Source organism: Pseudonocardia kongjuensis, from assembly GCF_039526905.1.
Classification (GTDB): Bacteria; Actinomycetota; Actinomycetes; order Mycobacteriales; family Pseudonocardiaceae; genus Pseudonocardia; species Pseudonocardia kongjuensis.
The window spans coordinates 68,673-91,013 of the sequence record NZ_BAAAJK010000053.1 but is presented as its reverse complement, the minus strand read 5'-3'; the positions used below and the strand labels follow the sequence as shown (position 1 = coordinate 91,013).

Genomic DNA, 22,341 nt, shown 5'->3' with positions numbered 1-22,341 from the left:
CGTCCCCGGTCCCCGGGCCCGAGCACCCGACCGACCGAGACGAGGAGCCCATGCCCGCCACCGACCCCCGCCCGCACGGCACCCGCACCGACTCCGTCCCCACCGCCGCGGACGACGAGATCGACGCACTGCGCGCCGAGATCGACCGGCTGGACGCCGAGATCCTGGACGCGATCCTGCGGCGCACCGAGGTCTCGAAGCGGATCGGCGCCGCCCGGATGGCGGCCGGCGGCCCACGGATCGTCTACAGCCGCGAGATGGCCGTGCTGGACCGGTTCGACGCGCTCGGGTCCGAGGGCCGGGAGCTGGCGATGATGCTGCTGCGCCTCGGCCGCGGCCGGCTCGGCGGGCGCTGAACCGGCACCCGTCCCGCCGGGGCGTGCGGCACACGGCGTGTCGGCGGATCAGATCACAACCGTTCGCCGATTCGCCCGGCGTGCCCGCTGCGTGACCGATTCCGAAGGCGACGGGTGACCGACCTGGGACTTCCGACCTCGGTGCGTCACACACAGGTTGCCTGTGACGCCAACGAGCAGGACGAGCGGTTGGATACGCCCGATGAACGGGAATCACCCTAAAGGGGTACCTGCGACGAGCGGAGGGTCACCACTTGGGACGGGGCGGCTCATCCGGTACATCTTCCCTGGTCGAAATGACCCGAAGGAGGACGTGCGGCCGTGACCGACACCCCCGCCGGTGCCCCGCTCCCCGGCGCCCAGGGCGGCGCCTCCGGGCCCCGTGAGGTAGTGAGCGTCGCCGAACTGCTGGCCAGGCACACGGCAGGCGCGCGCGAGTCCCGGCACGAGACCGGTCCGCTGACCGGCCCCGTGCTGTCCGTGGGCGACCTGCTGCGCCGGGAGGGCCGCGCGCCGGTCCCCGCCGCGGCCGCCGACGTCCCCGCCGCCGGTGCGCCCGGCGGCTGGCCCGACATCGACCTGCCGCAGCCGCGCTCCGCGGCCGTCGCGGCCCAGGAGTGGGCCAACCGGCCCGCGGCCGGCCGCCGGCGGGCGGGTGCCGTCGCCGGTGCCCTGGTCGCCGCGGGTTCGGTGCTCGGCGCCGCCATCTACAACGGCGCCGCGTCGCACCCGTCGGACGCCCAGGCCGCCGCGGACGGGCTGTTCCCCGGCGTCGGGCTGCCGGCGAGCGCCCAGACCGACGGCCTGCCCGGCCAGTACCTGGCCGCGAACGTGGCGCTGCAGTCGACGCTGGAGACCCTCCCGGCGACCGCGCCCGGCGCGACCGACTGGATGGAGGTCGCGTTCCCGCAGCAGGCGGCCGGGTCCACCGCCGCGGCCACGGTGCGCCAGGTCTCCACCGGCTCCGGCCCGAGCGCCGCCGCCGCGGTGCCGGTGCAGCGCGCCCCGGAACAGGGCGGTCAGGGTGGCGGGCTGCTGCCCGGGATCCTCTCGCCCGCCCCGTCCGCGCCGGGCACGCCGGGCACCCCGGGCACCGGGACCGGTTCCACCGCCACCGGCTCGCCGATCGGCGGGGTCCCGCTGGTCGCGGCGCTCAACAACCCGTCCCGCCCGCCCGCGACGAACCTGATCGAGCCGGTCACCGCGCCCGGCCCGGCGCAGGGCGGCACCAGCACCGGCCCGCTGCAGGACATCACCGAGGCCACCCGCCCGGTCGGGTCCACGGTCGGCGGCGTGGTCGCGCCGGTCGCCCGGGCCGCGGCACCGGTCGGCGAGACCCTCGGCGGCACCCTCAGCCCGGTCACCTCGGCCGTCACCCCGGTGACCGAGGCGGTGCAGCCGCTGACGAAGCCGCTCACCGACACCCTCGAGCCGGTCACCACCCCCGTCCTGGGGGCGCTCTCCCCGGTCACCGAGCCGGTGCTGAGCGCGACCGAGCCGCTCACCGGTCCGGTGCTGAAGGCCGCCGCCCCGGTGACCGACCTGCTGGACACCTCCGCGAAGCGGGACTCCGGCGACGGCGGGTCCTCCGACGACGGGGGCAGCGAGGCCACCCAGCCGCTGCAGGCCGTCACGAAGCCGGTCGGCCAGACCCTGGGCGCGGTGACCGAGCCGGTCGGCGGCGCGCTGTCCGGTGTCACCGAGCCGGTCGGCGGCGCGCTCGGCGGCGTGACGAAGGGCGTCGGCTCGCTGCTCGGCGGCTGAGCCCGACCCGTACCCCGAACGGCCCCGGACCAGCTGGTCCGGGGCCGTCGGCGTCACGGCGTCCGGATCAGACCAGCCTGCGGTCGGTCGCCCAGCGCGACAGCTCGTGCCGGTTCGACGTCTGGGTCTTGCGCAGCACGCTCGACACGTGCGTCTCGACCGTCTTCACCGAGATGAACAGCTCCCCGGCGATCTCCTTGTAGGCGTAGCCCCTGGCCAGCAGGCGCAGCACGTCCCGCTCGCGCTTGGTGAGCTGGTCGACCTCCGGATCGACCGGCGGGGCGGCGCCCGGGCGGTCGGAGAAGGCGTCCAGCACGAACCCGGCGAGCCGCGGCGAGAAGACCGCGTCCCCGGCCCGGACCCGGCGCACCGCGTCCGACAGGTCCCGGCCGGAGATCGTCTTGGTGACGTAGCCGCGGGCGCCTGCCCGGATCACGCTGATCACGTCCTCGGCCGCGTCGGACACCGACAGTGCGAGGAACACCGACTCGGTGCCCGCCGCCCGGGTCCGGCGCAGGATCTCCGCGCCGCCCCCGCCGGGCAGGTGCACGTCGAGCAGCACCACGTCCGGGGCCAGGTGCCCGACGCCGGCCACCGCCTCGTCCACCGATCCGGCCTCGCCGATCACCTCGACCACCGGTGTGCCGCCGTCGCCGCGGTCCAGCTCGGCGCGCACCCCGGACCGGAACAGCGCGTGGTCGTCGACCAGGTAGACCCGGATCGGATCGCCGTCGTCGCTCATGCCGTCTCCTTCTCCCCCAGCGGCATCGACAGCCGCACCTCCGTACCCGAGCCCGCGCCGGTCCGGATCCGGACCGTACCGCCGTGCCGACGCATCCGTTCGTGCACCGAGTCGGCGAGGCCGTGCCGGTCGCCGTCCACCGCGTCCGGGTCGAAGCCGCGCCCGCGGTCCCGGACGAACACCTCGGCGGTGCCTGCGGCGCCGTCCTCGCCGGGTTCGACCTCCACGTAGACGTCCACCTCCGAACATCCGGAGTGCTTCGCCGCGTTCACCATCGCCTCGCGGGCCGCGAGCACCAGCGCCCGCAGGTCGCCGTCCAGCTCGGCGTCACCGACCAGGACCGGGCCGACCGTGACCGCGTAGGTGTCCTCGACCTCGCCGGCGACCCGGGTGATCGCCGCGGACAGCGTCGTCTCGGTCGCCGCGGCGCTGCCGTCACCGCCCCGCGCCCGGCCACCCGGCCCGTACAGCCACGCCCGCAGCTCCCGTTCCTGCCCGCGGGCCAGCCGCTGCACCTCGCGGGAGTCGCCGGCCTGCCGCTGGATCAGGGCGAGCGTCTGCAGCACCGAGTCGTGCAGGTGCGCCGCGATCTCCACCCGTTCCGCCTCCACGGCGCGGGCCTGCCGCTCCTCCCCGAGGTCCCGGACCAGCCGCACCCACCACGGCACGGTCAGCACCGCGACGCCGAGCAGCGTGGCGAGCGCGGCCAGGATCCCGAACCGGACCTGGCCGAGATCGAGGTTGCCGACCAGGAACACCGCCAGCCCGGTCAGCACCAGGGCCGCGCCGAGCAGCGTGCGCAGCAGCGCCGCCCGCCCGCCGACGACCCGGCTGCGGGCGTCGCGCGCCCACCGCCTGCGCTGCGCCTCGTCGGCCTCCCGCCAGACGACGGCGGCACCCACCGTCGCGAGCCCCAGCGGCCCGGCGATCCAGCCGAGCACCGACGCCCCGGAGGTCGCCGCGACCAGGGACAGCCCGAGACCGAGGGTGAGCAGCCCGGCCGCCTGCAGCCGCTCGGAGCGGGTCACCGTGCGCTCGACCGGATCGTCCTCCTGCCGGACGAACACCCACAGCAGGCCGTACGCCAGCACCCCGGCCCAGCCCAGGAAGGTCAGGACGACGAACGCCGCCCGGACCCACCGCACGTCCACACCCACGTGGTCGGCGAGACCGCCCGCGACGCCGCCGAGCAGCCGCCCGGTGCGCCGCCGGGTGAGCGGGGCCGCGGGCCGGGTGGCCGGGCCCGGCACGGTCGGCGCCGCGCCCGGGGCCGCCTGGTCCGGTGGCGCAGGCTGGTCCGACGGCGCAGCCTGGTCCGGCGGCGCAGCCTGGTCCGGCGGCGCAGCCTGGGTCCCGGCCGGCTCCGGGGACGTTCCCGGCTGCTCCCCGGGCACCACGTCCGGTTCGCGCGCGACGGTCGCGGGCGGGCTCCCGGTGCGCGGGTTCGGGCTGTTCACCCCTCCATCGTCACACGCGCCGCGCCCCGGGCCCTCCGGTCCGGTTCCGGGGTCGCCTCGGGGTTGTCCCGGAGACCCCGGGTCCCCGGGGCGGGCAGAGTGACCTGCATGAGCGGATCGGGGGCCCCGGGGACGGGGGTGCAGGCGACGGACACCCTGCGCGACATGTGGGAGTCACGGCCACTGCGGCCGCGCGACGACCGGAAGCTGGCCGGCGTCGCCGCGGCGCTGGCCCGGCGCTACGAGCTGGATCCGACGCTGGTGCGGGTCGGCTTCGTCGTCGCGGCGATCGCCGGCCCGGGACTGCCGCTGTACCTCGCCGGGTGCGCGGTGCTGCCGGATGCGGGGCGGCCGGGGGGCCCGCCACCGCAGCGCGGCGGATCGACCTCCGCGCTCGCCGCGGTGCTGCTGACGATCGCGGCGCTGCTGGCGATCCCGCTGGTGATGCCGGTGGACCGGCTGATCGCGACGATCGTCACGCTGGGCCTGCTGGTCGCGGTGCACGTGACCCGCGGGGGGCGCCCGGGCGGCCGGACCGCCGCGCTCACCCCGACGCCGCCGGTGCCCTGGGCCGCACCGGACGGGACGACCGCCGCGATCCCGGCCCGGGATCCGGGCCGGCCGGGTACGCCGCCGGTCGCGCCACCGGAGCCGGAGCGCGCGCCACCGGCGTGGGACCCGCTCGGCGTCGCACCGTTCGCCTGGGACCTCCCCGAGCCGGGCCCCGAACCGGCGCCGCCACCCCGGCCGCGCTCCAGGGTGACCCCGGTGACCCTCGCCGTCGCGCTGGTCACCGCGGGCATGGTCGGCGTCGTGGTGCTGGCCGCACCCGGCGCACTGCCCGCCTCCGCGGTCCCCGGTGCGGCACTCGCCGTCGTCGGGATCGGGTTGCTGGTGGGTGCGTTCCGGCGGGCCGGCCGCTGGCTGATCCCGTTCGCGGTGCTGCTCGCGATCGTGACCTGGCTGGCGACCCTGCTGAACGGTGCGCTGGGCCCGGACGGGTGGGCGGTCCGCGGCGGGATGGGCCCGATGATGGACGCTCCGGCGACGCTGGCCCAGCTGGCGCCGGAGTACCGGCGCGGCACCGGCAGCATCGAACTGGACCTGACCCGGCTCGACCTCACCGCGGCCCCCGGCGCCGAGGGCCCGGTGTCCACCCGGGCCGAGGTGGGTGCCGGGGCGGTGATCGTGCGCGTCCCGCAGGACGCCGATCTCGTCGTGCGCAGCTCGGCCGGATGGGGCGACGTGACCGTCGACGGCCAGTCCCGGGCCGGGCAGGACGCCCGGCTCGACGTGACCGATCCCGGGCCGGACGGTCCCGGCGGACGGGTACTGGAGCTCGACCTGCGGGCCGAGATGGGAGCGGTGGAGGTGCAGCGTGGCTGAGCAGGGCGGTACCGGCCGGGACGGCCGTGCACGGACCCGGCCGGATCCGGTCGGACTGGTCGCGGGCCTGCTGTCGCTGCTGGTCGCGGCGGCCGGGATCACCGGGACGGGCCCGTGGGAGGTCGTCGACATCCGCTGGCTGCTGGCCGGGACCGCGGTCGTGGCCGGGATCGCATTCCTGGTGGCGAGTGTGCGTAACTCCCGGGCGGCCACGGACGACTAAGGGAGAGACGACGGGTGCCGGCGGGCTGGGGAGCCTCGCCGACGTCCGTTCCACCCGCGAGGTCGCGGCTCCGACGGGGGTCGAGCGCCGCTCGACCCGGGTGGGCCGGGGCGGGGCCGGACTGACCGGCTCCGCCCCGCATCACGTCGGCCGGGGGCTCACTCCCACTCGATGGTGCCCGGGGGCTTGCTCGTCACGTCGAGCACCACCCGGTTCACCTCGGACACCTCATTGGTGATCCGGGTGGAGATCCGCTCGAGCACCTCGTAGGGCAGCCGGGTCCAGTCCGCGGTCATCGCGTCCTCGGAGCTGACCGGGCGGAGCACGATCGGGTTCCCGTAGGTGCGGCCGTCGCCCTGCACGCCGACGCTGCGGACGTCGGCCAGCAGCACCACCGGGCACTGCCAGATCTCCCGGTCCAGACCGGCCGCGGTGAGCTCGTCGCGGGCGATCGCGTCGGCGGCGCGCAGCGTCTCCAGCCGGTCGTGGGTGACCTCGCCGATGATCCGGATGCCCAGGCCGGGGCCGGGGAACGGCTGCCGGGCGACGATCACCTCGGGCAGCCCGAGCTCGGCGCCGACCTTGCGGACCTCGTCCTTGAACAGCGCGCGCAGCGGCTCGATCAGGGCGAACTCGATGTCGTCGGGGAGCCCGCCGACGTTGTGGTGGCTCTTGATCGTCGCGGTGTTGTTGCCCGAGCCGTCCACCCCGCCCGACTCGACGACGTCCGGGTAGAGCGTGCCCTGCACCAGGAAGTCGACCTTCTCCTCGGCCAGCACCTCGGCGGTGGCGGCCTCGAAGACCCGGATGAACTCCCGGCCGATGATCTTGCGCTTCTCCTCCGGGTCGGTGACCCCGGCGAGCGCGGTGAGGAAGCGGTCGGCCGCGTCGACGGTGTGCAGCTTCGCCCCGGTGGCGGCGACGAAGTCCGACTCGACCTGCTCGCGCTCGCCGGCGCGCAGCAGCCCGTGGTCGACGAACACACAGGTCAGCCGGTCGCCGATGGCCCGCTGGACGATCGCGGCGGCGACCGCGGAGTCGACCCCGCCGGACAGCCCGCAGATCGCCCGGCCGTCGCCGACCTGGGCCCGGACCGCCTCGACGGTCTCGTCGATGATCGACGCCGTGGTCCAGCCCGGGGTGATGCCGGCGACCTCGTGCAGGAACCGGCGCAGCACCTCCTGGCCGTGCGGCGAGTGGCCGACCTCCGGGTGGTACTGCACGCCGGCCAGCCGGCGGCCGGTGTCCTCGAAGGCGGCGACCGCGACCCGGTCCGACGACGCGGTCACGGTGAAGCCCTCGGGCGCGGCGGTCACCGAGTCGCCGTGGCTCATCCAGACCGGGTGCCGGGCGGGCAGGCCGTCGTGCAGCACGCCCGGCGAACCGGACAGCGTGACCTCGGTGCGGCCGTACTCGCGGGTGCCGTCGTGCGCGACCTCGCCGCCGAGCGCGCGGGCCATCGCCTGGAAGCCGTAGCACATGCCGAAGACCGGGATGCCGGTGTCGAACAGCGCCGGATCGAGCGCCGGGGCGCCCTCGGCGTAGACGCTCGCCGGGCCGCCGGAGAGGATCACGGCGGCGGGCCCGCGGGCGACGATCTCGGAGACGGGCGTGGACGCCGGGACGATCTCGGAGTACACGTCGGCCTCCCGCACCCGCCGGGCGATGAGCTGCGCGTACTGGGCGCCGTAGTCCACGACGAGGACGGTCGGGGTCTGCACGCGTCAAGGGTAACGACGCGATCCGGGTCACCCGGGCCCCGGACCACCCGCCAGCCGCTCGATCCCGTCCAGGACGAGTTCCAGGCCGAACTCCCAGTCCCCGTCCGGGTTGTCGGCGTCGAACCCGCCGGCGTTCCAGAGCCGCAGCATCGACGGGAACCGCTGCTCGCTGAAGTAGGTCCCCCAGAACCCGGCCCGGGCCGCGTAGTAGTCGTCCTGGGTGACCCCGGTGCGCGCCGCGACGCTGGTGTCGGTGATCTCGGCCCGGGCGGCGCCGAACACGTGCGACTCGATCAGCCCGGCCGCGCGGACCACGGTGACCGCGTCCAGCCCGGTCAGCAGGACGACCCGGTAGAGGTCCTCCTGGACGTCCAGCACGTGCGGCCCCAGCGGCATCCGCCACAGGTTGGAGCTGATCAGCCAGGGGTGCGCGCGGTACATCCGCCACGCCTCGTGGGCGTGGAACGCGGCCTGCACGCGCCACGGCAGCTCGCGGTCCGGGAGCTCCCGCATCCGCCACGCCCGGTCGACCATCAGCTCGAACAGCTCGTCCCGGCCGGGGACGTAGGTGTAGAGGCTCATCGTCCCGACGCCCAGCTCCTGGGCGACCTTGCGCATGGACAGCTCGTCCACCGAGCGGGCGGCCACCGCCATCCCGGCGTCGACCACCTGGTCCAGGGTCAGCCGCTGACGCGGCCCGCGGCGCGGGGCCGGCGGCGGGTCCCACAGCAGCTCGATCATCGCCTGCCCGGCGGTGGTCCCGGCGGGCAGCTGGTCGTCGGTCACGAATTCTCCCTGGCGTGGTCTTTCCGTACGGCGTACTCTAACGACCCATTACTCAGTACGGCGTACGACGAGAGGCTGCTGTGATCCACACCGAATCGCTGACCCGGCACTTCCGGGTCGGCCGGACGACGGTCGAGGCGGTCCGCGGCATCGATCTCGACGTCGGCGCGGGCGAGCTGGTCGCCCTCCTCGGACCCAACGGGGCCGGCAAGTCGACGACGCTGCGGATGCTCACCAGCCTGCTGCCGCCCAGCTCCGGGCGGGCCGAGGTGGCCGGCGTCGACGTCGCGGCGCACCCGGCCGAGGTCCGCCGCCGGATCGGCTACATCGGGCAGAAGGACGGCGCCGGGCACAACTACCGGGTCCGCGACGAGCTCGTCGTGCAGGGCCGCTTCTACGGGATGGGCAGGGCCGAGAGCGTCGCGAGCGCGGACCGGCTGCTGCGCACCCTCGATCTCGGGCCGCTGGCGATGCGCAAGGTCGGGTCGCTCTCCGGCGGGCAGAAGCGCCGCCTCGACATCGCGCTCGGCCTCGTCCACGCCCCCCGGCTGCTGTTCCTCGACGAGCCCTCCACCGGGATGGACCCGCAGAACCGGGCGAACCTGTGGGAGCACATCCTGCGGATCCGGGCCGAGCACGGCACCACCGTCGTGCTCACCACGCACTACCTCGACGAGGCCGACGCGATGGCCGAGCGGGTCGTCATCATCGACCACGGCCGGGTGATCGCCGACGACACCGCGGAGCGGCTCAAGAGCGAGCGGGCCGGTGACCGGCTCACCGTCACCGTCGCCGCCGGGGACGTCCCGGCCGCCCGCGCGGTGCTCGCCGCCGCGGTCACCCCGGCGCTCGCCGGGCCCGCCGGACCGGGCGGCCGGACCGGGCCGGAACCCGAGGTGCAGGAGCGGAGCGGGCCGGAGGGGCGGGCGCTCACCGTCGGCGTCCCCGCCGCAGCCCGCGCACTGCCCGCGCTGGTGGGGCGGCTGCGCGACGCCGGGATCGACGTCGTCGCCGCCGAGTCCCGGCGGCCCACCCTCGACGACGTGTTCCTGCACCTGACCGGCCGCAGCCTGCGCGACGGGGAGGCCGGACGATGAGCGCACCCGCCACCACCGGGCCCCGGGCCACCGGCGCGCTGACCGACATCGGCAACGTCTGGTGGCGGGAGACGCTGACCATCGTGCGGGACCCGTTCTCGCTGATCTTCTCGCTGCTCCAGCCGCTGGTGTTCCTCGGCCTGTTCGGGCCGCTGCTGGCCGGCGTCGTCGGCGACACCGGCGCCCTCGGCGGCTCGTCGCTGCAGTGGTTCCTGCCCGGCGTGGTCGTCATGATCACGATGTTCGGGACGTCGATGACCGGATCGAACCTGCAGTTCGAGATCATGACCGGGGCGTTCGAGCGGATGCTCGCGACGCCGCTGTCCCGGTCGTCGCTGATGGTCGGCCGGGCGCTGAAGGAGCTGACCCCGCTGGTCGTGCAGGCCGCGATCATCACCCTGGTCGCGGTGCCGTTCGGGTTCGCGCTGTACCCGCTGCACGTGCTGGCCGGGCTGGTCGTCCTGGGGATCTTCGGGATCGGCGTCGGTGCGCTGTCCTACGCGCTGGCGATCGCCGCCCGGAAGACCGAGTGGATCTTCTGGGCGGTCCAGCAGTCGCTGCTGTTCCCGCTGCTGATCCTGTCCGGGATGATGCTGCCGCTGGAGACCGGCCCGGAGTGGATGCGGGTCGCGTCGGTGCTGAACCCGCTCACCTGGATCGTGGACGCCGAGCGGGTGCTGTTCGCCGGGACGTTCGCCGATCCGGCGGTGCTGTGGGGCCTGCTCGCCGCGGTGGCGACGATGGCGGTCGGGCTGACCGTCGGCGTCCGGTCGATCCGGGGCGCCACCGCCTGATCGTCAGTCCTCGTGCCGCCCGCGGGAGCGGTGCGGGGGCGGGTTCACCGCGCCCAGCAGGGCGCGCAGGTCGGCGGCGGAGGCGGCGCGGCGGGCCAGGTCGACCGCGATGACCGGGGCGATCTGCCGCAGCCGACCGAGCACGGCCGGATCGGCGAGATCGTGCCTGCCGTCGCCGAGCCCGGTGACGATCGCGTCCGGCCGCAGCGCTGCGACGGCCTGCGGATCGGGTGCGCGCTCGGCGCCGACCGGCTCCGCGCCGTCCAGCGGGCCTGCGCAGCCGACCACCCGGGCGCCCAGCTCGGCCAGCAGCGCACCGACCTCCGGATCCGTCGCCACCACCCGCTGCACCGGTCCGCGCAGCGGCACCGGGGTGCCGGTGGCGTCGACGAACGCGCGGCCGCCGCCCATGGCGGATCCGGCGGTGGGTCGGCTCATCGGGTCCTCCTCGACCTGCGGGACGGCTCTGCCGACCATCATGCACCGGCGCGCCGGGCCGGGAGCCGTCCCCGGCCGGGGTGGTCGGTCAGGCCCGCAGGTTCAGCCCGACCCGCTGGAACTCCTTGAGGTCCGAGTAGCCGGTCTTGGCCATCGCCCGGCGCAGTGCACCGAACAGGTTGGTGGTGCCGTACGGGCTGTCGGTCGGGCCGAACAGCACCTGGTCCAGGGTTCGCCCGGACCGGCCCAGGCCGGTCACCTCGGAGCGCGGCAGCGACGGGTGCGCCGCCGACGAGGTCCAGTACAGGCCGCCGGCGGGTGCCTCGGCGGCCTCGGCCAGCTGCTCGCCGAGCATCACCGCGTCCGCGCCGCAGGCCACGGCGCGGGCGATGTCGCCGGAGGTGCCGATGCCGCCGTCGGCGATCACGTGCACGTAGCGGCCGCCGGTCTCGTCGAGGTAGTCGCGGCGGGCGGCGGCGGCGTCGACGATCGCGGTCGCCATCGGCACGCCCACGCCCAGCACCTCGTCGGTGGTGGTGGCGGTGGACTGCCCGTAGCCGACGATCACGCCGGCCGCGCCGGTGCGCATCAGGTGCAGCGCGGTGCGGTAGTCACCGACCCCGCCGGCGACGACCGGGACGTCGAGGTCGGCGATGAAGTCCTTCAGGTTCAGCGGCTCGCCGTCGGAGACGTGCTCGGCCGAGACGATGGTGCCCTGCACGATGAGCACCTCGACGCCGGCGGCGAGCAGCGCCGGGGTCAGCTCGCGGGCCCGCTGCGGGCTGACCCGGGCCGCGACGGTGTGCGCACCGTCGCGCAGCGGGCGCAGCGCCTCGGCGATCAGGTCCTCGCGGATCGGCGCCTGGTGCAGCTCCTGCAGCAGCGCGAGGGCGGTGTCCGGCTCGTCGCCGGTGGCCGCCTCGACCACCTTCGCCAGTGCGCCCTCGGCGTCGCCGTGCCGGGCCCACAGGCCCTCGGCGTTGAGCACCGCCAGGCCGCCCAGCTCGCTGACCCGCACCGCCGACGACGGTGAGACCACCGCGTCGGTCGGGTGGGTCACCAGCGGGATGTCGAACCGGTAGGCATCCAACTGCCAGGCCGTCGACACCGCCTTCGAGCTGCGGGTCCGCCGCGACGGCACGATCTCGATCTGGCCGAGGTCGTAGGCACGACGGGCCTCCCGGCCCATCCCGATCTCCACGAGGTCACGCACGAGCACACCCTAGGCGGCGCTCCCGCGCCGCGGACTAGCGGGCGGCGTAGTTCGGCGCCTCGACGGTCATCGTGATGTCGTGCGGGTGGCTCTCCTTGAGCCCGGCGGCGGTGATCCGGACCAGCCGCGCCTGCTGCAGCTCCGGGATCGTCTGCGCGCCGACGTAGCCCATGCCCGAGCGCAGCCCGCCGCCCAGCTGGTGCACCACCGACGACAGCGGCCCGCGGAACGGGATCCGCCCCTCGATGCCCTCCGGGACGAGCTTGTCCTCGCTGAGCACGTCGTCCTGGGCGTAGCGGTCCTTGGAGTAGCTGCGCCCGGCGGCACCGGCGCGGCCCTGCATGGCGCCCAGCGAACCCATGCCGCGGTAGGTCTTGAACTGCTTGCCACCGACCAGCACGACCTCGCCCGGCGACTCCGCGGTGCCCGCGAGCAGCGAGCCCAGCATCACCGTGGACGCGCCGGCCGCGATCGCCTTGGCGACGTCCCCGGAGTACTGGATGCCGCCGTCGCCGATCACCGGGACGCCGGCCGGGGCGCACGCCCGGGTGGCCTCGTAGATCGCGGTGATCTGCGGCGCGCCGACCCCGGCGACGACCCGGGTGGTGCAGATCGAGCCCGGGCCCACACCGACCTTGACGGCGTCCGCGCCGGCCTCGACGAGCGCCAGCGCGCCCTCGTAGGTGGCGACGTTCCCGCCGACGACGTCGACCTGCTCGCCGACCTCGGCGCGCAGCTTCGCGACGGTCTCCAGCACCCGCCGGGAGTGCCCGTGCGCGGTGTCGACCATCAGCACGTCCACACCGGCCTCGACGAGCAGCATGGCGCGCGCGTAGGCGTCGTCGCCGACGCCGACCGCGGCGGCGACCACGAGCCGGCCGTCCGGGTCCTTGGTGGCCAGCGGGTACTGCTCGGTCTTGTTGAAGTCCTTGATCGTGATGAGGCCGCGCAGCACGTCGTCGCCGTCGACGATCGGCAGCTTCTCCAGCTTGTGCCTGCGCAGCAGGCCGAGCGCCGCCTCCGCGGTCACCCCGACCTTCGCCGTCACCAGCGGCGCCCTGGTCATCACCTCGGCGACCGAGCGGTCCTGGTCGACCTCGTAGCGCATGTCCCGGTTGGTGATGATCCCGACGAGCTTGCCGCCCTCACCGGTCACCGGCACGCCGGAGATCCGGAACTTGGCACACAGCGCGTCGACGTCGGCCAGCGTCGCGTCCGGCGAGCAGGTCACCGGATCGGTCACCATCCCGGCCTCGGACCGCTTGACCACCTCGGCCTGGGCCGCCTGGGCCTCCGGGGAGAGGTTGCGGTGCAGCACGCCCAGTCCACCGGCCCGGGCCATGGCGATCGCCATCCGGGACTCGGTGACGGTGTCCATCGGGGACGACACCAGCGGGACCTGGACCCGGACCCGCCGGGTGACCTGGCTCGAGGTGTCGGCGGCACTGGGCACGACGTCCGACTCGGCAGGGAGCAGCAGGACGTCGTCGAACGTCAGGCCGAGCATCGCGAACTTCTCGGGCAGGCCGCCGATCTCGCTCGTCATCTCCTGGAGGCTCCTTGCAGTCACGGCTACCGCGGCGGGCGCCCGCCGCGCCGACGCCATCGTACGTCCACCATTGCGGGGTGGGCCGGGGCCCGGCCCCGTGCCCCGGTACCGTGTACAGCGTGTCACCAGAGGCGCTGCCACCGGACCCGTTCGCCGGAGACCCGGATGACCCTGCGCGCTCCATGGGGGCGCTGGACGATCACGCCGAGATCACCGGAGCGGGCTCCGGTGACCCCGACGGACCCCCGCTGACCGAGACCGACCGCGGCGAGATCCTGGCCGACCTGGCCGATCTCGCGGTCTACCAGGCGCTGCTGTCCGGGCGTGGGGTCCGGGGCATCGTGGTGGACTGCGCCGACTGCGGTGAGCAGCACTTCCACGAGTGGAACCTGCTGCGGGCGAGCCTCCAGCAGCTGCTCGACGAGGGCCGGATGCGGCCGCACGAGCCGGCCTACGATCCCGATCCCGCGCACTACGTCACGTGGGAGTACTGCCGCGGGTACGCGGACGCGACGCTCGCCGACGGCTGAGCCGCGCGACCCCGGCCGGGTGACGGCCGGGCTGAGACGAAGACCGCACAGCGACCTGCGGCACACACGAAGGGCGGGCCCGGCCGGGCCCGCCCTTCGTCGTTCCTGCGTGGCGCTAGTTGGGGCTGCTGCTGACCGCCCCGGTCGCGGTCGACGACGTCGGCCCCTCCGGGTCGGAGCTGCCCTCGCCGGAGGCGGTCGGCCGGGTCGACGACGTGGTGGTCGTCGGGTCGGCCGAGCCCTCGGTGGTCGGCGAGGTCTGCGACGGGTCCGGGCTCGTCGTGGTGGACGGGTCGGACGTGGTGCCACCCGGGCCGGACAGCACCCGCGGATCGGTCGAGCCGCTCGGGTCGGCCGGTCCGGGGCTGCCCTCGCCGCCACCGGTGGTGCCACCGGGACCGGTCGAGCCGGGCGGCGGGGACGGCTGCTGCGGCTGCGCCGGCGGCGGCTCCTCCGGGGTGCCCTCCGACGCCGGGGGCGGCGGAGGGGCCGGGGTGCCGTCGCGCAGCGGGGACCGCGGATCGGTCGGGGTCCCGGGCGGCGTCTCGGCGACCTTGGCGGTCAGGAACCGGTTCTGCTGCTCGAAGTAGCCCTGCTCGTCCGGCCCGACCTTGTCGACCAGCGGGCCGAGCGAGGCCAGGTCCTGCTGCGCGCCGACGGTGTCGCCGACGGCCAGCTTGGCGTTGACCCGCTCGATGCCCTGTCGCAGGTCGGCCGCGGCCTGCACCTGCTCGGCGCGCTCGCTGTAGAGCACCTTCGAGACGCCCCAGAGCGTGTCGCCCGGCACCGCCTCGTGGGCGCTGATCGAGACGACGGCGAGCGCGCAGGCGGCCACCGCCGCGGCGGCGACCAGCGGACGCAGGCAGGAGACCTTCCGCGACGGCCGCGCCGGCTGCAGCATCTGCACGGCCTCGTCGGTGCCGACGAGCTCGGGGACCGGTTCGCGGTCGACCTCGTCCTTCCAGGACGACAGCATCGCGACCAGCCGGTCGTCGACGTCGTAGCCCTGGCGGCCGGGGCCGGACACGCCGAGCCCGGAGGACAGCGCGTTGATCAGCTCGTCGTCGGCCTGCAGCTCGACCAGGTCCACCGGACCCTCGTCGTCGAGCTCGGCGAACCGCCTGCCGACCGGCTGCGGGGCGGGATGCCCGTTGCGGCCGGGCGGGTGGACGTAACCGTGCCCGTTCGGGCCGTTCGGGCCGCGGCTGTTCGGGCCGTGCGGGCCGTTCGGTCCGCCCTGGCTGTTCGGGCCGCTGCCGTGGCGGCCCGTGCGGGGCTCGCCGAAGCGGCCCCGGGTCACCGGTGCCGGCGGTCGCTCCCAGCCGTCGCCGGACGGCGGAGGGGAGCCCGGACCGACCGGACCCTGGTCGTCACGCATCCCGGACCACCTCCTCACTCATTATCTTCCGCAGCCGGGTCAGCGCCCGGTGCTGTGCCACCCGGACGGCGCCCGGTGTGGAGTCGACGGCCGCCGCGGTCTCCTCCGCGGACAACCCCACGACCACCCGCAACACGATGATCTCCCGATGTTTCTCCGGGAGGACCTCCAGCAGCCTGGACATCTCCGCGGACAGTTCGACCTGAAGGGCCCTGCTCTCCGGACCGTCCGCGATCTCGATCCGGTCCGGCACGTCCGCGACGGGCTCGGACCGGTTCCGGGATGCGGCGCGGTGCGCGTCGATCACCTTGTGCGACGCGATGCCGTAGACGAAAGCGAGGAACGGGCGGCCCTGCACCCGGTACCCCGGCAACGCCGTCAGCACTGCAACACACACCTCCTGGGCGACGTCGTCCGCCGAGACGGACCCTCGGTCGGTCCCCAGTCGGGCGCGGCAGTAGCGCACGACGAGGGGCCGAATCATGGTGAGAACGCGCTCGACCGCGGAGCGATCGCCGGCCATGGCCGCTTCGATCCACTCGTCGGGTACGTCTCTTGATTCACTCATCGTGGGGAACCGCCCAGGCGTTACGAGACTCCGTCAGTGTCATCCGATCGTGGAGGCAACCCGCCGCAGGACAGGCGGGGACCACAGTCCGCCCACCGTATCCGAGCGCAGTACGCCCGCGGGAGTTGCTCCACACGGAGTCAGACGATCGTGCGGAGTGTCGGGTTGCGCGGCGTGTCGGGTGCACGCGGTCACCAGCCGGGCACGGTCGGCGAACGGTCTGTTCGGGCCGCGGGGGGACGATCCGGGCGCTGCGCGGCGATGACAGGGCCCATGACAGGGCCACTGACAGGACCCGGACACCGGGACCGGACCGCCCGGCGCCGGTGGTGCCCGGCTCGGCGCTGTCCGGGCCGAAGGTCCTCGCGCGGGCGATGTAACACCAGAGGCGCGAGTGACGAGAGTGAAGCAGGAGCAGCGAGGTGACGACTCCCGGCGCGGGAGCGACCGCTCGTCCGCGGGGCGACGGCACGCGCTCGGGAGGAGCAGGCCGCCGACGGCGGGACGGGATGTGCGGGTCCGGCCGCGGGGAGCACGACCGGCGCCGCGGCCCGGGACACGGGCCGTCGAGGGGGTGCGCGCTGCGCACTCCGCACCGGACCGCGGGGGTCGGCCCGGCTCACCAGATCACATCCGGGGGTCGCGCCGGTGGTGCGGCGCCGACCGGATGCTGCGGGCGTTCCGGCTCGGGACCGGCGGACGCTCCGCGGGAACGACGTGGGTGTGGAACCCGGTCAGGAGACCAGGCCGCGGCGGAAGCCGTGCGCGACGGCCTGTGCCCGGTCCCGGACGCCCAGCTTGCGGAACAGCCGGCGCGCGTGGGTCTTGACGGTGTCCTCGGACAGGTAGAGCTCGCGGCCGATCTGACCGTTGCTCTTGCCCTGGCTCATCCCGCGCAGCACCTGCAGCTCGCGCTCGGTGAGCTGGACACCCGGGTCGGTCGGCACCCGCGGGGTCGGCACCGAGGTGCTGGCCAGGGTGTGCGCGAGCGCGGCGACCAGCTCGGGACGCGAGGCGTCCCAGCGCAGGTAGCCACGGGCCCCGCCGGCGATGGCGGCGGCGATGCTGCCGGCGTCGTCCGGGGCGCCGAACACGATCACGTTCGCCTGCGGGTGGGCCGCGACGAGGCGCCGGGTGGCCTCCACGCCGGTGGGGACCGCTCGCTGCGTCCCGACCAGGACGACGTCGACGGACTGGCGGGCGTAGCGGGCGAGGAGTTCGTCCCCGTGGGCCACGCAGTCGATGCGCTGGACCCCGGGGACCGCGGACATGACGCGAGTCAATCCCTCGCGGACGCTGCGACGATCGTCGCAGATGAGTACCGTCGTCACGACGATTCCTTCCTGCAGCTTCCTGCAGCCGGGTGATATTCACCCTCCGAATCGGCGGGTGACCCTCTCACCTTGACACGGTCGGGGCGAATTTGTTGCCTCCGTTCGGAACCTCGCCCCGCCTGGCTCAGCGTCATGTGGGTGAAGGTTCGCCGAATGGAGTAGTCCATACGGTACATCCTCCGGGCCCGCCTGCGGGCACTACTCCCGCAGCAGGTCCCGCCCGGGCCCGTCACTTCGCGTATATAGGACGCTCACCGTGCGCAACACCGCACTTCGGCGACCCTCCGCATCCGTTTGGCGACTACGCGTATCGGATCGTGACGCTCCGGCGTGTCGTCCCCTGGCGTCCGGATCACGCCGGCCGTCCGGCGTCGCCCGATCGGCCGTGGCGTGTCCGGTTCGTGAACGGCCGGCTCCCGCGGACGGACCACCGCGCTGTCCGGATGGCGGCCGGGCGCCCGTGCGGGCCGCGAGATCGGCGCCGGCGAGCAGTGCGGCACGGTGCAGCGGCAGCAGCCCGGAGCCGTCCGCCTCCGCCGCGACCGCATCCAGCTTGGCGAGCACCGCGACCGGGTCCTCACCCGCGACCCCGCCGGCCACCGCGCGGACCAGCCGGCTCTTCAGCACGTGCCGGGGCGAGCCGAGCAGCCGGGCCCCGGCCAGCGCGCGCCCGGCCGCCCCGAGCGCCGCGACCGGGTCCCCCGCGACCAGCGCGGTCTCGGCCAGCACCCAGTCGTGGCGCACCCGGGTCCGGTGGCCGGGGCCGCCGCACCACGGCCCGGCGCGGTCGAGCAGCACCCGGGCGGTCCGCGCGTCGAACCGGCCGAGGGCGTCCGCGGCGAGCCCGGTGAGCGCGTCGGCCGTCGCGGCGCAGGCCCCGGTCCCCCAGACGTCGGTGGCGGACGGGTCCCCCGCGGCGGCGATCGCGGACAGCGCCCGGAGCGCCCCGCCGTCGAGCACCGCGGCGGCGGCGTGCCCGCCCAGCTGCCGCAGGTGCGACGCCCGGGTGACCGCGGCGTGCGCCCGCAGCGCCGGGCCGGCGGCCGGCGACCGGGACAGCGGCTCCAGCACCGCCGCGGCGGCCGCGTAGTGGCCGAGCCCGCCGAGCGCGACCCCACCGGCCCAGCGCCACAGCGGTCCGGACCGGCCGGCCGCGGCCGTCTCGGCGGTGCTCGCCGGGCCGCCGAGCAGGCGCCGGATCCCGGGCGGCGGGACGGCTCCCGGATCCGACGTCCGGACGTGCACGATCGTTCACCTCGAATCAGGTTTGCGCCCGGCAGACCCCGGGAATCTGGACCTCGACACGTCCGAGGTCGAAGGCAGGTGACGAACATGGCGGACATCCGGAGGCTTCCCGGCCCGGTCGCCGACATCTACGACTGGCAGATGGAGGGAGCCTGCCGGGGGATGGACAGCGCGTTCTTCTTCCATCCCGAGGGCGAGCGCGGTCCCGCGCGGGCCCGGCGCGAGGCACGCGCCAAACAGGTCTGCCAGGAATGCCCGGTGCTGGCCCAGTGCCGGGAGCACGCGCTGAAGGTCCACGAGCCGTACGGCATCTGGGGCGGGCTCTCCGAGTCCGAGCGCGACACGATCATCCGCGGGCCGCGCCGGACCCTCAAGGTCGCCGATCCCCAGCCGATCGAGAAGACGCTGGGCTCCGCCTGAGCGCCGCACCCTGCCGCGATACCGGCGCGTCACACCGGTTCCCGACGCCGACGAGGGCGGGTGGTCGATTCGACCACCCGCCCTCGTCGTGCGTGCTGTGTGGATCCGGGGTCAGTGCCCGTGCCCGTGGCCGTGACCACCGGCGGCGGCCGGCGGCTCCTCCTCGGGCTTGTCCACCACGGCGCTCTCGGTGGTGAGCACCATCCGCGCGATGGAGGACGCGTTCTCCACCGCCGACCGGACCACCTTGACCGGGTCGATGACCCCGTCGGCGATCAGGTCGCCGTAGCTGCGGCTGGCCGAGTTGTACCCGGTGCCCCAGCCCTTCTCGGCGACCCGGGACACCACGATCGAGCCCTCGTCGCCACCGTTCTCGGCGATCCAGTACAGCGGCGCCGAGAGCGCCTTGCGGACGATCGCGACGCCGGTCGCGGCGTCACCGGTCAGGCCCAGGCCGCCGTCGAGCTCCGAGGCGACGTGCACCAGTGCGGAACCGCCACCGGGGACGATGCCCTCCTCGACCGCCGCCCGGGTCGCCGCGACGGCGTCCTCGATGCGGTGCTTGCGCTCCTTGAGCGCGGTCTCGGTGGCCGCGCCGGCGCGGATCACCGCGACGCCGCCGGAGAGCTTGGCCAGGCGCTCCTGGAGCTTCTCCCGGTCCCAGTCGGAGTCGGACTCCTCGATCTCGCGCTTGAGCAGCGCGACCCGGCCCGCGACGTCGTCCTTCGAGCCGCCGCCCTCGACGATCGTGGTGTTGTCCTTGGTGACCACGACGCGCCGGGCCCGGCCCAGCAGCTCCAGCCCCGCCTCGTTGAGCTTGAGGCCGATCTCAGGGTTGATGACCTGACCGCCGGTGGCGATCGCCAGGTCGTCCATGAACGCCTTGCGCCGGTCACCGAAGAACGGCGACTTCACCGCGGCGACCTTGACGGTCTTGCGGATCGAGTTCACCACCAGGGTGGACAGCGCCTCGCCCTCGACGTCCTCGGCGATGATCAGCAGCGGCCGGCCCTCGCCGAGCACCTTCTCCAGCAGCGGGAGCAGGTCCTGGATGGAGCTGATCTTGTCCCGGTGCAGCAGGATGTACGGGTCGTCGAGCGCCGCCTCCATCGACTCGGAGTCGGTGACGAAGTACGGCGACAGGTAGCCCTTGTCGAACTGCAGGCCCTCGGTGATCTCCAGCTCCGTCGAGAGCGTGGAGCCCTCCTCGACGGTGATGACGCCGTCGTTGCCGACGGTCTGGATCGCCTGGGCGATCAGGTCGCCGATCTCCTGCTCGCGGGAGGCGATGGCGCCGACCTGGGCGATGTGGCTGCCCGCGTCGACCGGGGTCGCCCGGGAGAGCAGGACGTCGGACACCTTCTGCGCGGCGGCCGCGATGCCCTGGCCGAGCGCGAACGGGGCGGCGCCCGCCGCGACGTTGCGCAGGCCCTCCTTCACCAGCGCCTGGGCCAGCACGGTGGCGGTGGTGGTGCCGTCGCCCGCGACGTCGTTGGTCTTGGTGGCGACGGTCTTCGCCAGCTGCGCCCCGAGGTTCTCGAAGGGGTCCTCGAGGTCGATCTCGCGGGCGATCGTGACGCCGTCGTTGGTGACCGTGGGGCCACCGAACTTCTTGTCGATGACGACGTGCCGGCCGCGCGGGCCGAGCGTCACCTTCACCGCGTCGGCGAGCTGGTTCACGCCGCGCTCGAGCGCGCGACGCGTGTTCTCGTCGAAGCTGATCTGCTTCGCCATCTTCTCTTCTCTCAACCTCTCGTCATGGGAGAAATGCGACCGCCCCGGCCGGACCACCCCTCGGAGTGGACCCGCCGGGGCGGTGCGTTCACGAGATGCTCGGCGTCAGTTGACGACGGCCAGCACGTCGCGGGCGGAGAGGATCAGGTACTCCTCGCCGTTGTACTTGACCTCGGTGCCGCCGTACTTCGAGTAGATGACGACGTCGCCGACCGCCACGTCGAGCGGGACGCGGTTCCCGTTGTCGTCCACCCGGCCCGGGCCGACGGCCAGGACCTTGCCCTCCTGGGGCTTCTCCTTGGCGGTGTCCGGGATGACGATGCCGGAGGCGGTGGTGGTCTCCGCCTCGCTGGCCTGGACGACGATCTTGTCCTCGAGCGGCTTGATGTTCGCCACGACGATGACCTCCCCTTCCTGGGGTGAATCCGGTGTCACGGGTATGTCCGGTGTCAGAAGCGCGCGCGTACGCCCTCCCGCCCCGCCGTCGCGGGTGCCGGGGCGACAGGTGTCCGTCGCGCGCATTGGCACTCTACTCACGAGAGTGCCAGAACCGCGACGGGGGCTCAACCGGTTCTTCACCCACCCGGGGCACGAACCGCGGTGCGCCCCGGAGGGTAGCGTCCACAGCCGTGGCTGACCTGGTTCTCGGGGCGAACGTGTTCGGCTGGACGGCGGACCGGGACGCGTCGTTCGCGGTACTCGACGCGTTCGCCGACGCGGGCGGGACGATGATCGACACCGCCGACTCCTACATGTGGCGCCATCCCGGCAACTCCGGCGGCGAGTCCGAGACGATCCTCGGCGAGTGGATGCGGGCCCGGGGCAACCGGGACCGGCTGCACATCGCCACCAAGGTCGGCGCGCTGCCCGGGCACACCGGGCTCGCCGCGGAGAACATCGCGGCGGCCGCGCGCGCGTCGCTGCGCCGGCTCGGCACCGACCGGATCGACCTCTACCACGCACACCGCGACGACCCGGACACCGCGCAGGAGGAGACCCTCGACGCGTTCGACGCGCTCGTCCGCGAGGGCCTCGTCCGCGAGATCGGCGCGTCGAACTTCGCCCCCGACCGGCTGCGCTCGGCGCTGGAGATCTCCGCGCGCGACGGGCTCACCGCCTTCACCGCCGTCCAGCCGCTCTACAACCTGATGGAGCGCGACGACTACGAGGCCGCGCTGGCGCCGCTGGCGGAGTCCGAGAAACTGGCCGTCTACCCCTACTACGGGCTGGCCAGGGGCTTCCTCACCGGGAAGTACCGGCCCGACTCGGTGCCGGAGGGTCCGCGCGCCGAGGGCGCCGCCGCCTATCTCGACTCCCGCGGCCGCGCCGTGCTCGCCGGGCTGGACGAGATCGCCGCCGGGCACGGCGTTCCGGTCCCGGCCGTCGCGCTGGCCTGGCTGGCGGCCCAGCCGTCGGTCACCGCGCCGATCGCCAGTGCCCGCACCCCGGAGCAGCTGGCGCAGCTGCTGCCGATGCGGACCCTGGAGCTCACCGACGACGAGCTGCGGCTGCTGGTCTACCTGTCGGCGACCGGCTGACCGGCCCCGGGCGGTCGCGCGCGGATCCCCGTGCCGGGGCGCCGACAGCCACGCCGCGTGGCCCACCT

The 22,341-nt window shown here is 74.6% G+C and carries 22 protein-coding genes; 9 read left to right on the top strand and 13 right to left on the bottom strand.

Going from position 1 to position 22,341, the window contains the following annotated elements; all coding sequences use genetic code 11:
• Positions 1 to 50 precede the first annotated feature (50 nt).
• Entirely contained in the window at positions 51 to 356 is a 306-nt protein-coding gene (locus ABD160_RS30140) for a chorismate mutase (RefSeq protein WP_344029034.1), read from the top strand.
• Between the two features lie 321 nt (positions 357 to 677).
• Positions 678 to 2,120 (top strand): hypothetical protein, encoded by a 1,443-nt coding sequence (locus tag ABD160_RS30135; protein ID WP_344029032.1) that lies wholly within the window; start codon positions 678 to 680, stop codon positions 2,118 to 2,120.
• 67 nt (positions 2,121 to 2,187) lie between these two features.
• On the opposite strand, the gene ABD160_RS30130 is transcribed toward ABD160_RS30135, so the two are convergent.
• Together ABD160_RS30130 and ABD160_RS30125 are read right to left on the bottom strand one after the other, a co-directional pair.
• Positions 2,188 to 2,862 (bottom strand): LuxR C-terminal-related transcriptional regulator, encoded by a 675-nt coding sequence (locus ABD160_RS30130; RefSeq protein WP_344029029.1) that lies wholly within the window; start codon positions 2,860 to 2,862, stop codon positions 2,188 to 2,190.
• On the bottom strand, positions 2,859 to 4,319 hold the full coding sequence (locus ABD160_RS30125; RefSeq protein WP_425563687.1) for an ATP-binding protein: 1,461 nt from the start codon (positions 4,317 to 4,319) through the stop codon (positions 2,859 to 2,861). Before ABD160_RS30125 ends, ABD160_RS30130 begins: the two co-directional genes overlap by 4 nt.
• A gap of 108 nt (positions 4,320 to 4,427) precedes the next feature.
• Between ABD160_RS30125 and ABD160_RS30120 the strand changes: the two genes are divergently transcribed.
• Both ABD160_RS30120 and ABD160_RS30115 read left to right on the top strand, forming a co-directional pair.
• A complete protein-coding gene (locus ABD160_RS30120) occupies positions 4,428 to 5,705 on the top strand; it encodes a PspC domain-containing protein (protein WP_344029026.1) in 1,278 nt (425 codons plus the stop codon).
• A complete protein-coding gene (locus ABD160_RS30115; RefSeq protein WP_344029023.1) occupies positions 5,698 to 5,928 on the top strand; it encodes a hypothetical protein in 231 nt (76 codons plus the stop codon). The genes ABD160_RS30120 and ABD160_RS30115 overlap by 8 nt, the downstream gene beginning before the upstream one ends.
• 158 nt (positions 5,929 to 6,086) lie before the next feature.
• On the opposite strand, the gene guaA is transcribed toward ABD160_RS30115, so the two are convergent.
• Both guaA and ABD160_RS30105 read right to left on the bottom strand, forming a co-directional pair.
• Positions 6,087 to 7,649 carry a glutamine-hydrolyzing GMP synthase gene (guaA, locus tag ABD160_RS30110; protein WP_344029019.1) on the bottom strand — a complete coding sequence of 521 codons (1,563 nt, stop codon included), beginning with the start codon at positions 7,647 to 7,649 and terminating at the stop codon, positions 6,087 to 6,089.
• 27 nt (positions 7,650 to 7,676) lie between these two features.
• Positions 7,677 to 8,435 (bottom strand): TetR/AcrR family transcriptional regulator, encoded by a 759-nt coding sequence (locus ABD160_RS30105; protein WP_344029016.1) that lies wholly within the window; start codon positions 8,433 to 8,435, stop codon positions 7,677 to 7,679.
• Positions 8,436 to 8,515: 80 nt separating this feature from the next.
• Here ABD160_RS30105 and ABD160_RS30100 point away from each other — a divergent pair, with 80 nt between their 5' ends.
• Both ABD160_RS30100 and ABD160_RS30095 read left to right on the top strand, forming a co-directional pair.
• On the top strand, positions 8,516 to 9,532 hold the full coding sequence (locus ABD160_RS30100; RefSeq protein ID WP_344029014.1) for an ABC transporter ATP-binding protein: 1,017 nt from the start codon (positions 8,516 to 8,518) through the stop codon (positions 9,530 to 9,532).
• Positions 9,529 to 10,326: an ABC transporter permease gene (locus tag ABD160_RS30095; RefSeq protein WP_344029011.1), complete on the top strand. Its 798-nt coding sequence runs from the start codon at positions 9,529 to 9,531 to the stop codon at positions 10,324 to 10,326. The genes ABD160_RS30100 and ABD160_RS30095 overlap by 4 nt, the downstream gene beginning before the upstream one ends.
• A 3-nt stretch (positions 10,327 to 10,329) precedes the next feature.
• On the opposite strand, the gene ABD160_RS30090 is transcribed toward ABD160_RS30095, so the two are convergent.
• From ABD160_RS30090 to guaB, 3 genes are all read right to left on the bottom strand, one after another.
• On the bottom strand, positions 10,330 to 10,764 hold the full coding sequence (locus ABD160_RS30090; RefSeq protein ID WP_344029008.1) for a TroA family protein: 435 nt from the start codon (positions 10,762 to 10,764) through the stop codon (positions 10,330 to 10,332).
• Positions 10,765 to 10,852: 88 nt separating this feature from the next.
• Positions 10,853 to 11,977, bottom strand: coding sequence for a GuaB3 family IMP dehydrogenase-related protein (locus ABD160_RS30085; protein WP_344029005.1), 1,125 nt, complete (start codon positions 11,975 to 11,977; stop codon positions 10,853 to 10,855).
• 34 nt (positions 11,978 to 12,011) lie between these two features.
• A complete protein-coding gene (gene guaB, locus ABD160_RS30080) occupies positions 12,012 to 13,523 on the bottom strand; it encodes an IMP dehydrogenase (protein WP_344029002.1) in 1,512 nt (503 codons plus the stop codon).
• A gap of 122 nt (positions 13,524 to 13,645) precedes the next feature.
• Between guaB and ABD160_RS30075 the strand changes: the two genes are divergently transcribed.
• The gene (locus tag ABD160_RS30075; RefSeq protein ID WP_344028999.1) at positions 13,646 to 14,056 is read left to right on the top strand and encodes a DUF5319 domain-containing protein; all 411 of its coding nucleotides are present in this window, start codon (positions 13,646 to 13,648) and stop codon (positions 14,054 to 14,056) included.
• 115 nt (positions 14,057 to 14,171) lie between these two features.
• On the opposite strand, the gene ABD160_RS30070 is transcribed toward ABD160_RS30075, so the two are convergent.
• The 4 genes from ABD160_RS30070 to ABD160_RS30055 form a co-directional block, all read right to left on the bottom strand.
• Positions 14,172 to 15,434, bottom strand: coding sequence for an anti-sigma-D factor RsdA (locus ABD160_RS30070; RefSeq protein WP_344028996.1), 1,263 nt, complete (start codon positions 15,432 to 15,434; stop codon positions 14,172 to 14,174).
• Positions 15,427 to 16,002, bottom strand: coding sequence for a sigma-70 family RNA polymerase sigma factor (locus tag ABD160_RS30065; RefSeq protein WP_344028993.1), 576 nt, complete (start codon positions 16,000 to 16,002; stop codon positions 15,427 to 15,429). The genes ABD160_RS30070 and ABD160_RS30065 overlap by 8 nt, the downstream gene beginning before the upstream one ends.
• 734 nt (positions 16,003 to 16,736) lie before the next feature.
• The gene (locus tag ABD160_RS30060; protein ID WP_010225624.1) at positions 16,737 to 17,333 is read right to left on the bottom strand and encodes a response regulator transcription factor; all 597 of its coding nucleotides are present in this window, start codon (positions 17,331 to 17,333) and stop codon (positions 16,737 to 16,739) included.
• Positions 17,334 to 17,534: 201 nt separating this feature from the next.
• The gene (locus ABD160_RS30055; RefSeq protein ID WP_344028991.1) at positions 17,535 to 18,581 is read right to left on the bottom strand and encodes a hypothetical protein; all 1,047 of its coding nucleotides are present in this window, start codon (positions 18,579 to 18,581) and stop codon (positions 17,535 to 17,537) included.
• Positions 18,582 to 18,668: 87 nt separating this feature from the next.
• Here ABD160_RS30055 and ABD160_RS30050 point away from each other — a divergent pair, with 87 nt between their 5' ends.
• Positions 18,669 to 19,001, top strand: coding sequence for a WhiB family transcriptional regulator (locus ABD160_RS30050; protein WP_344028988.1), 333 nt, complete (start codon positions 18,669 to 18,671; stop codon positions 18,999 to 19,001).
• Positions 19,002 to 19,112: 111 nt separating this feature from the next.
• Here the strand turns inward: ABD160_RS30050 and groL are convergent, their stop codons facing one another.
• Together groL and groES are read right to left on the bottom strand one after the other, a co-directional pair.
• Positions 19,113 to 20,735 (bottom strand): chaperonin GroEL, encoded by a 1,623-nt coding sequence (gene groL, locus ABD160_RS30045; RefSeq protein ID WP_344028986.1) that lies wholly within the window; start codon positions 20,733 to 20,735, stop codon positions 19,113 to 19,115.
• 105 nt (positions 20,736 to 20,840) lie between these two features.
• Positions 20,841 to 21,131, bottom strand: a complete 291-nt coding sequence (groES, locus tag ABD160_RS30040) for a co-chaperone GroES (RefSeq protein ID WP_010225616.1) — start codon at positions 21,129 to 21,131, stop codon at positions 20,841 to 20,843.
• Between the two features lie 233 nt (positions 21,132 to 21,364).
• Here groES and ABD160_RS30035 point away from each other — a divergent pair, with 233 nt between their 5' ends.
• Positions 21,365 to 22,273: an aldo/keto reductase gene (locus ABD160_RS30035; RefSeq protein ID WP_344028983.1), complete on the top strand. Its 909-nt coding sequence runs from the start codon at positions 21,365 to 21,367 to the stop codon at positions 22,271 to 22,273.
• Positions 22,274 to 22,341 lie beyond the last annotated feature (68 nt).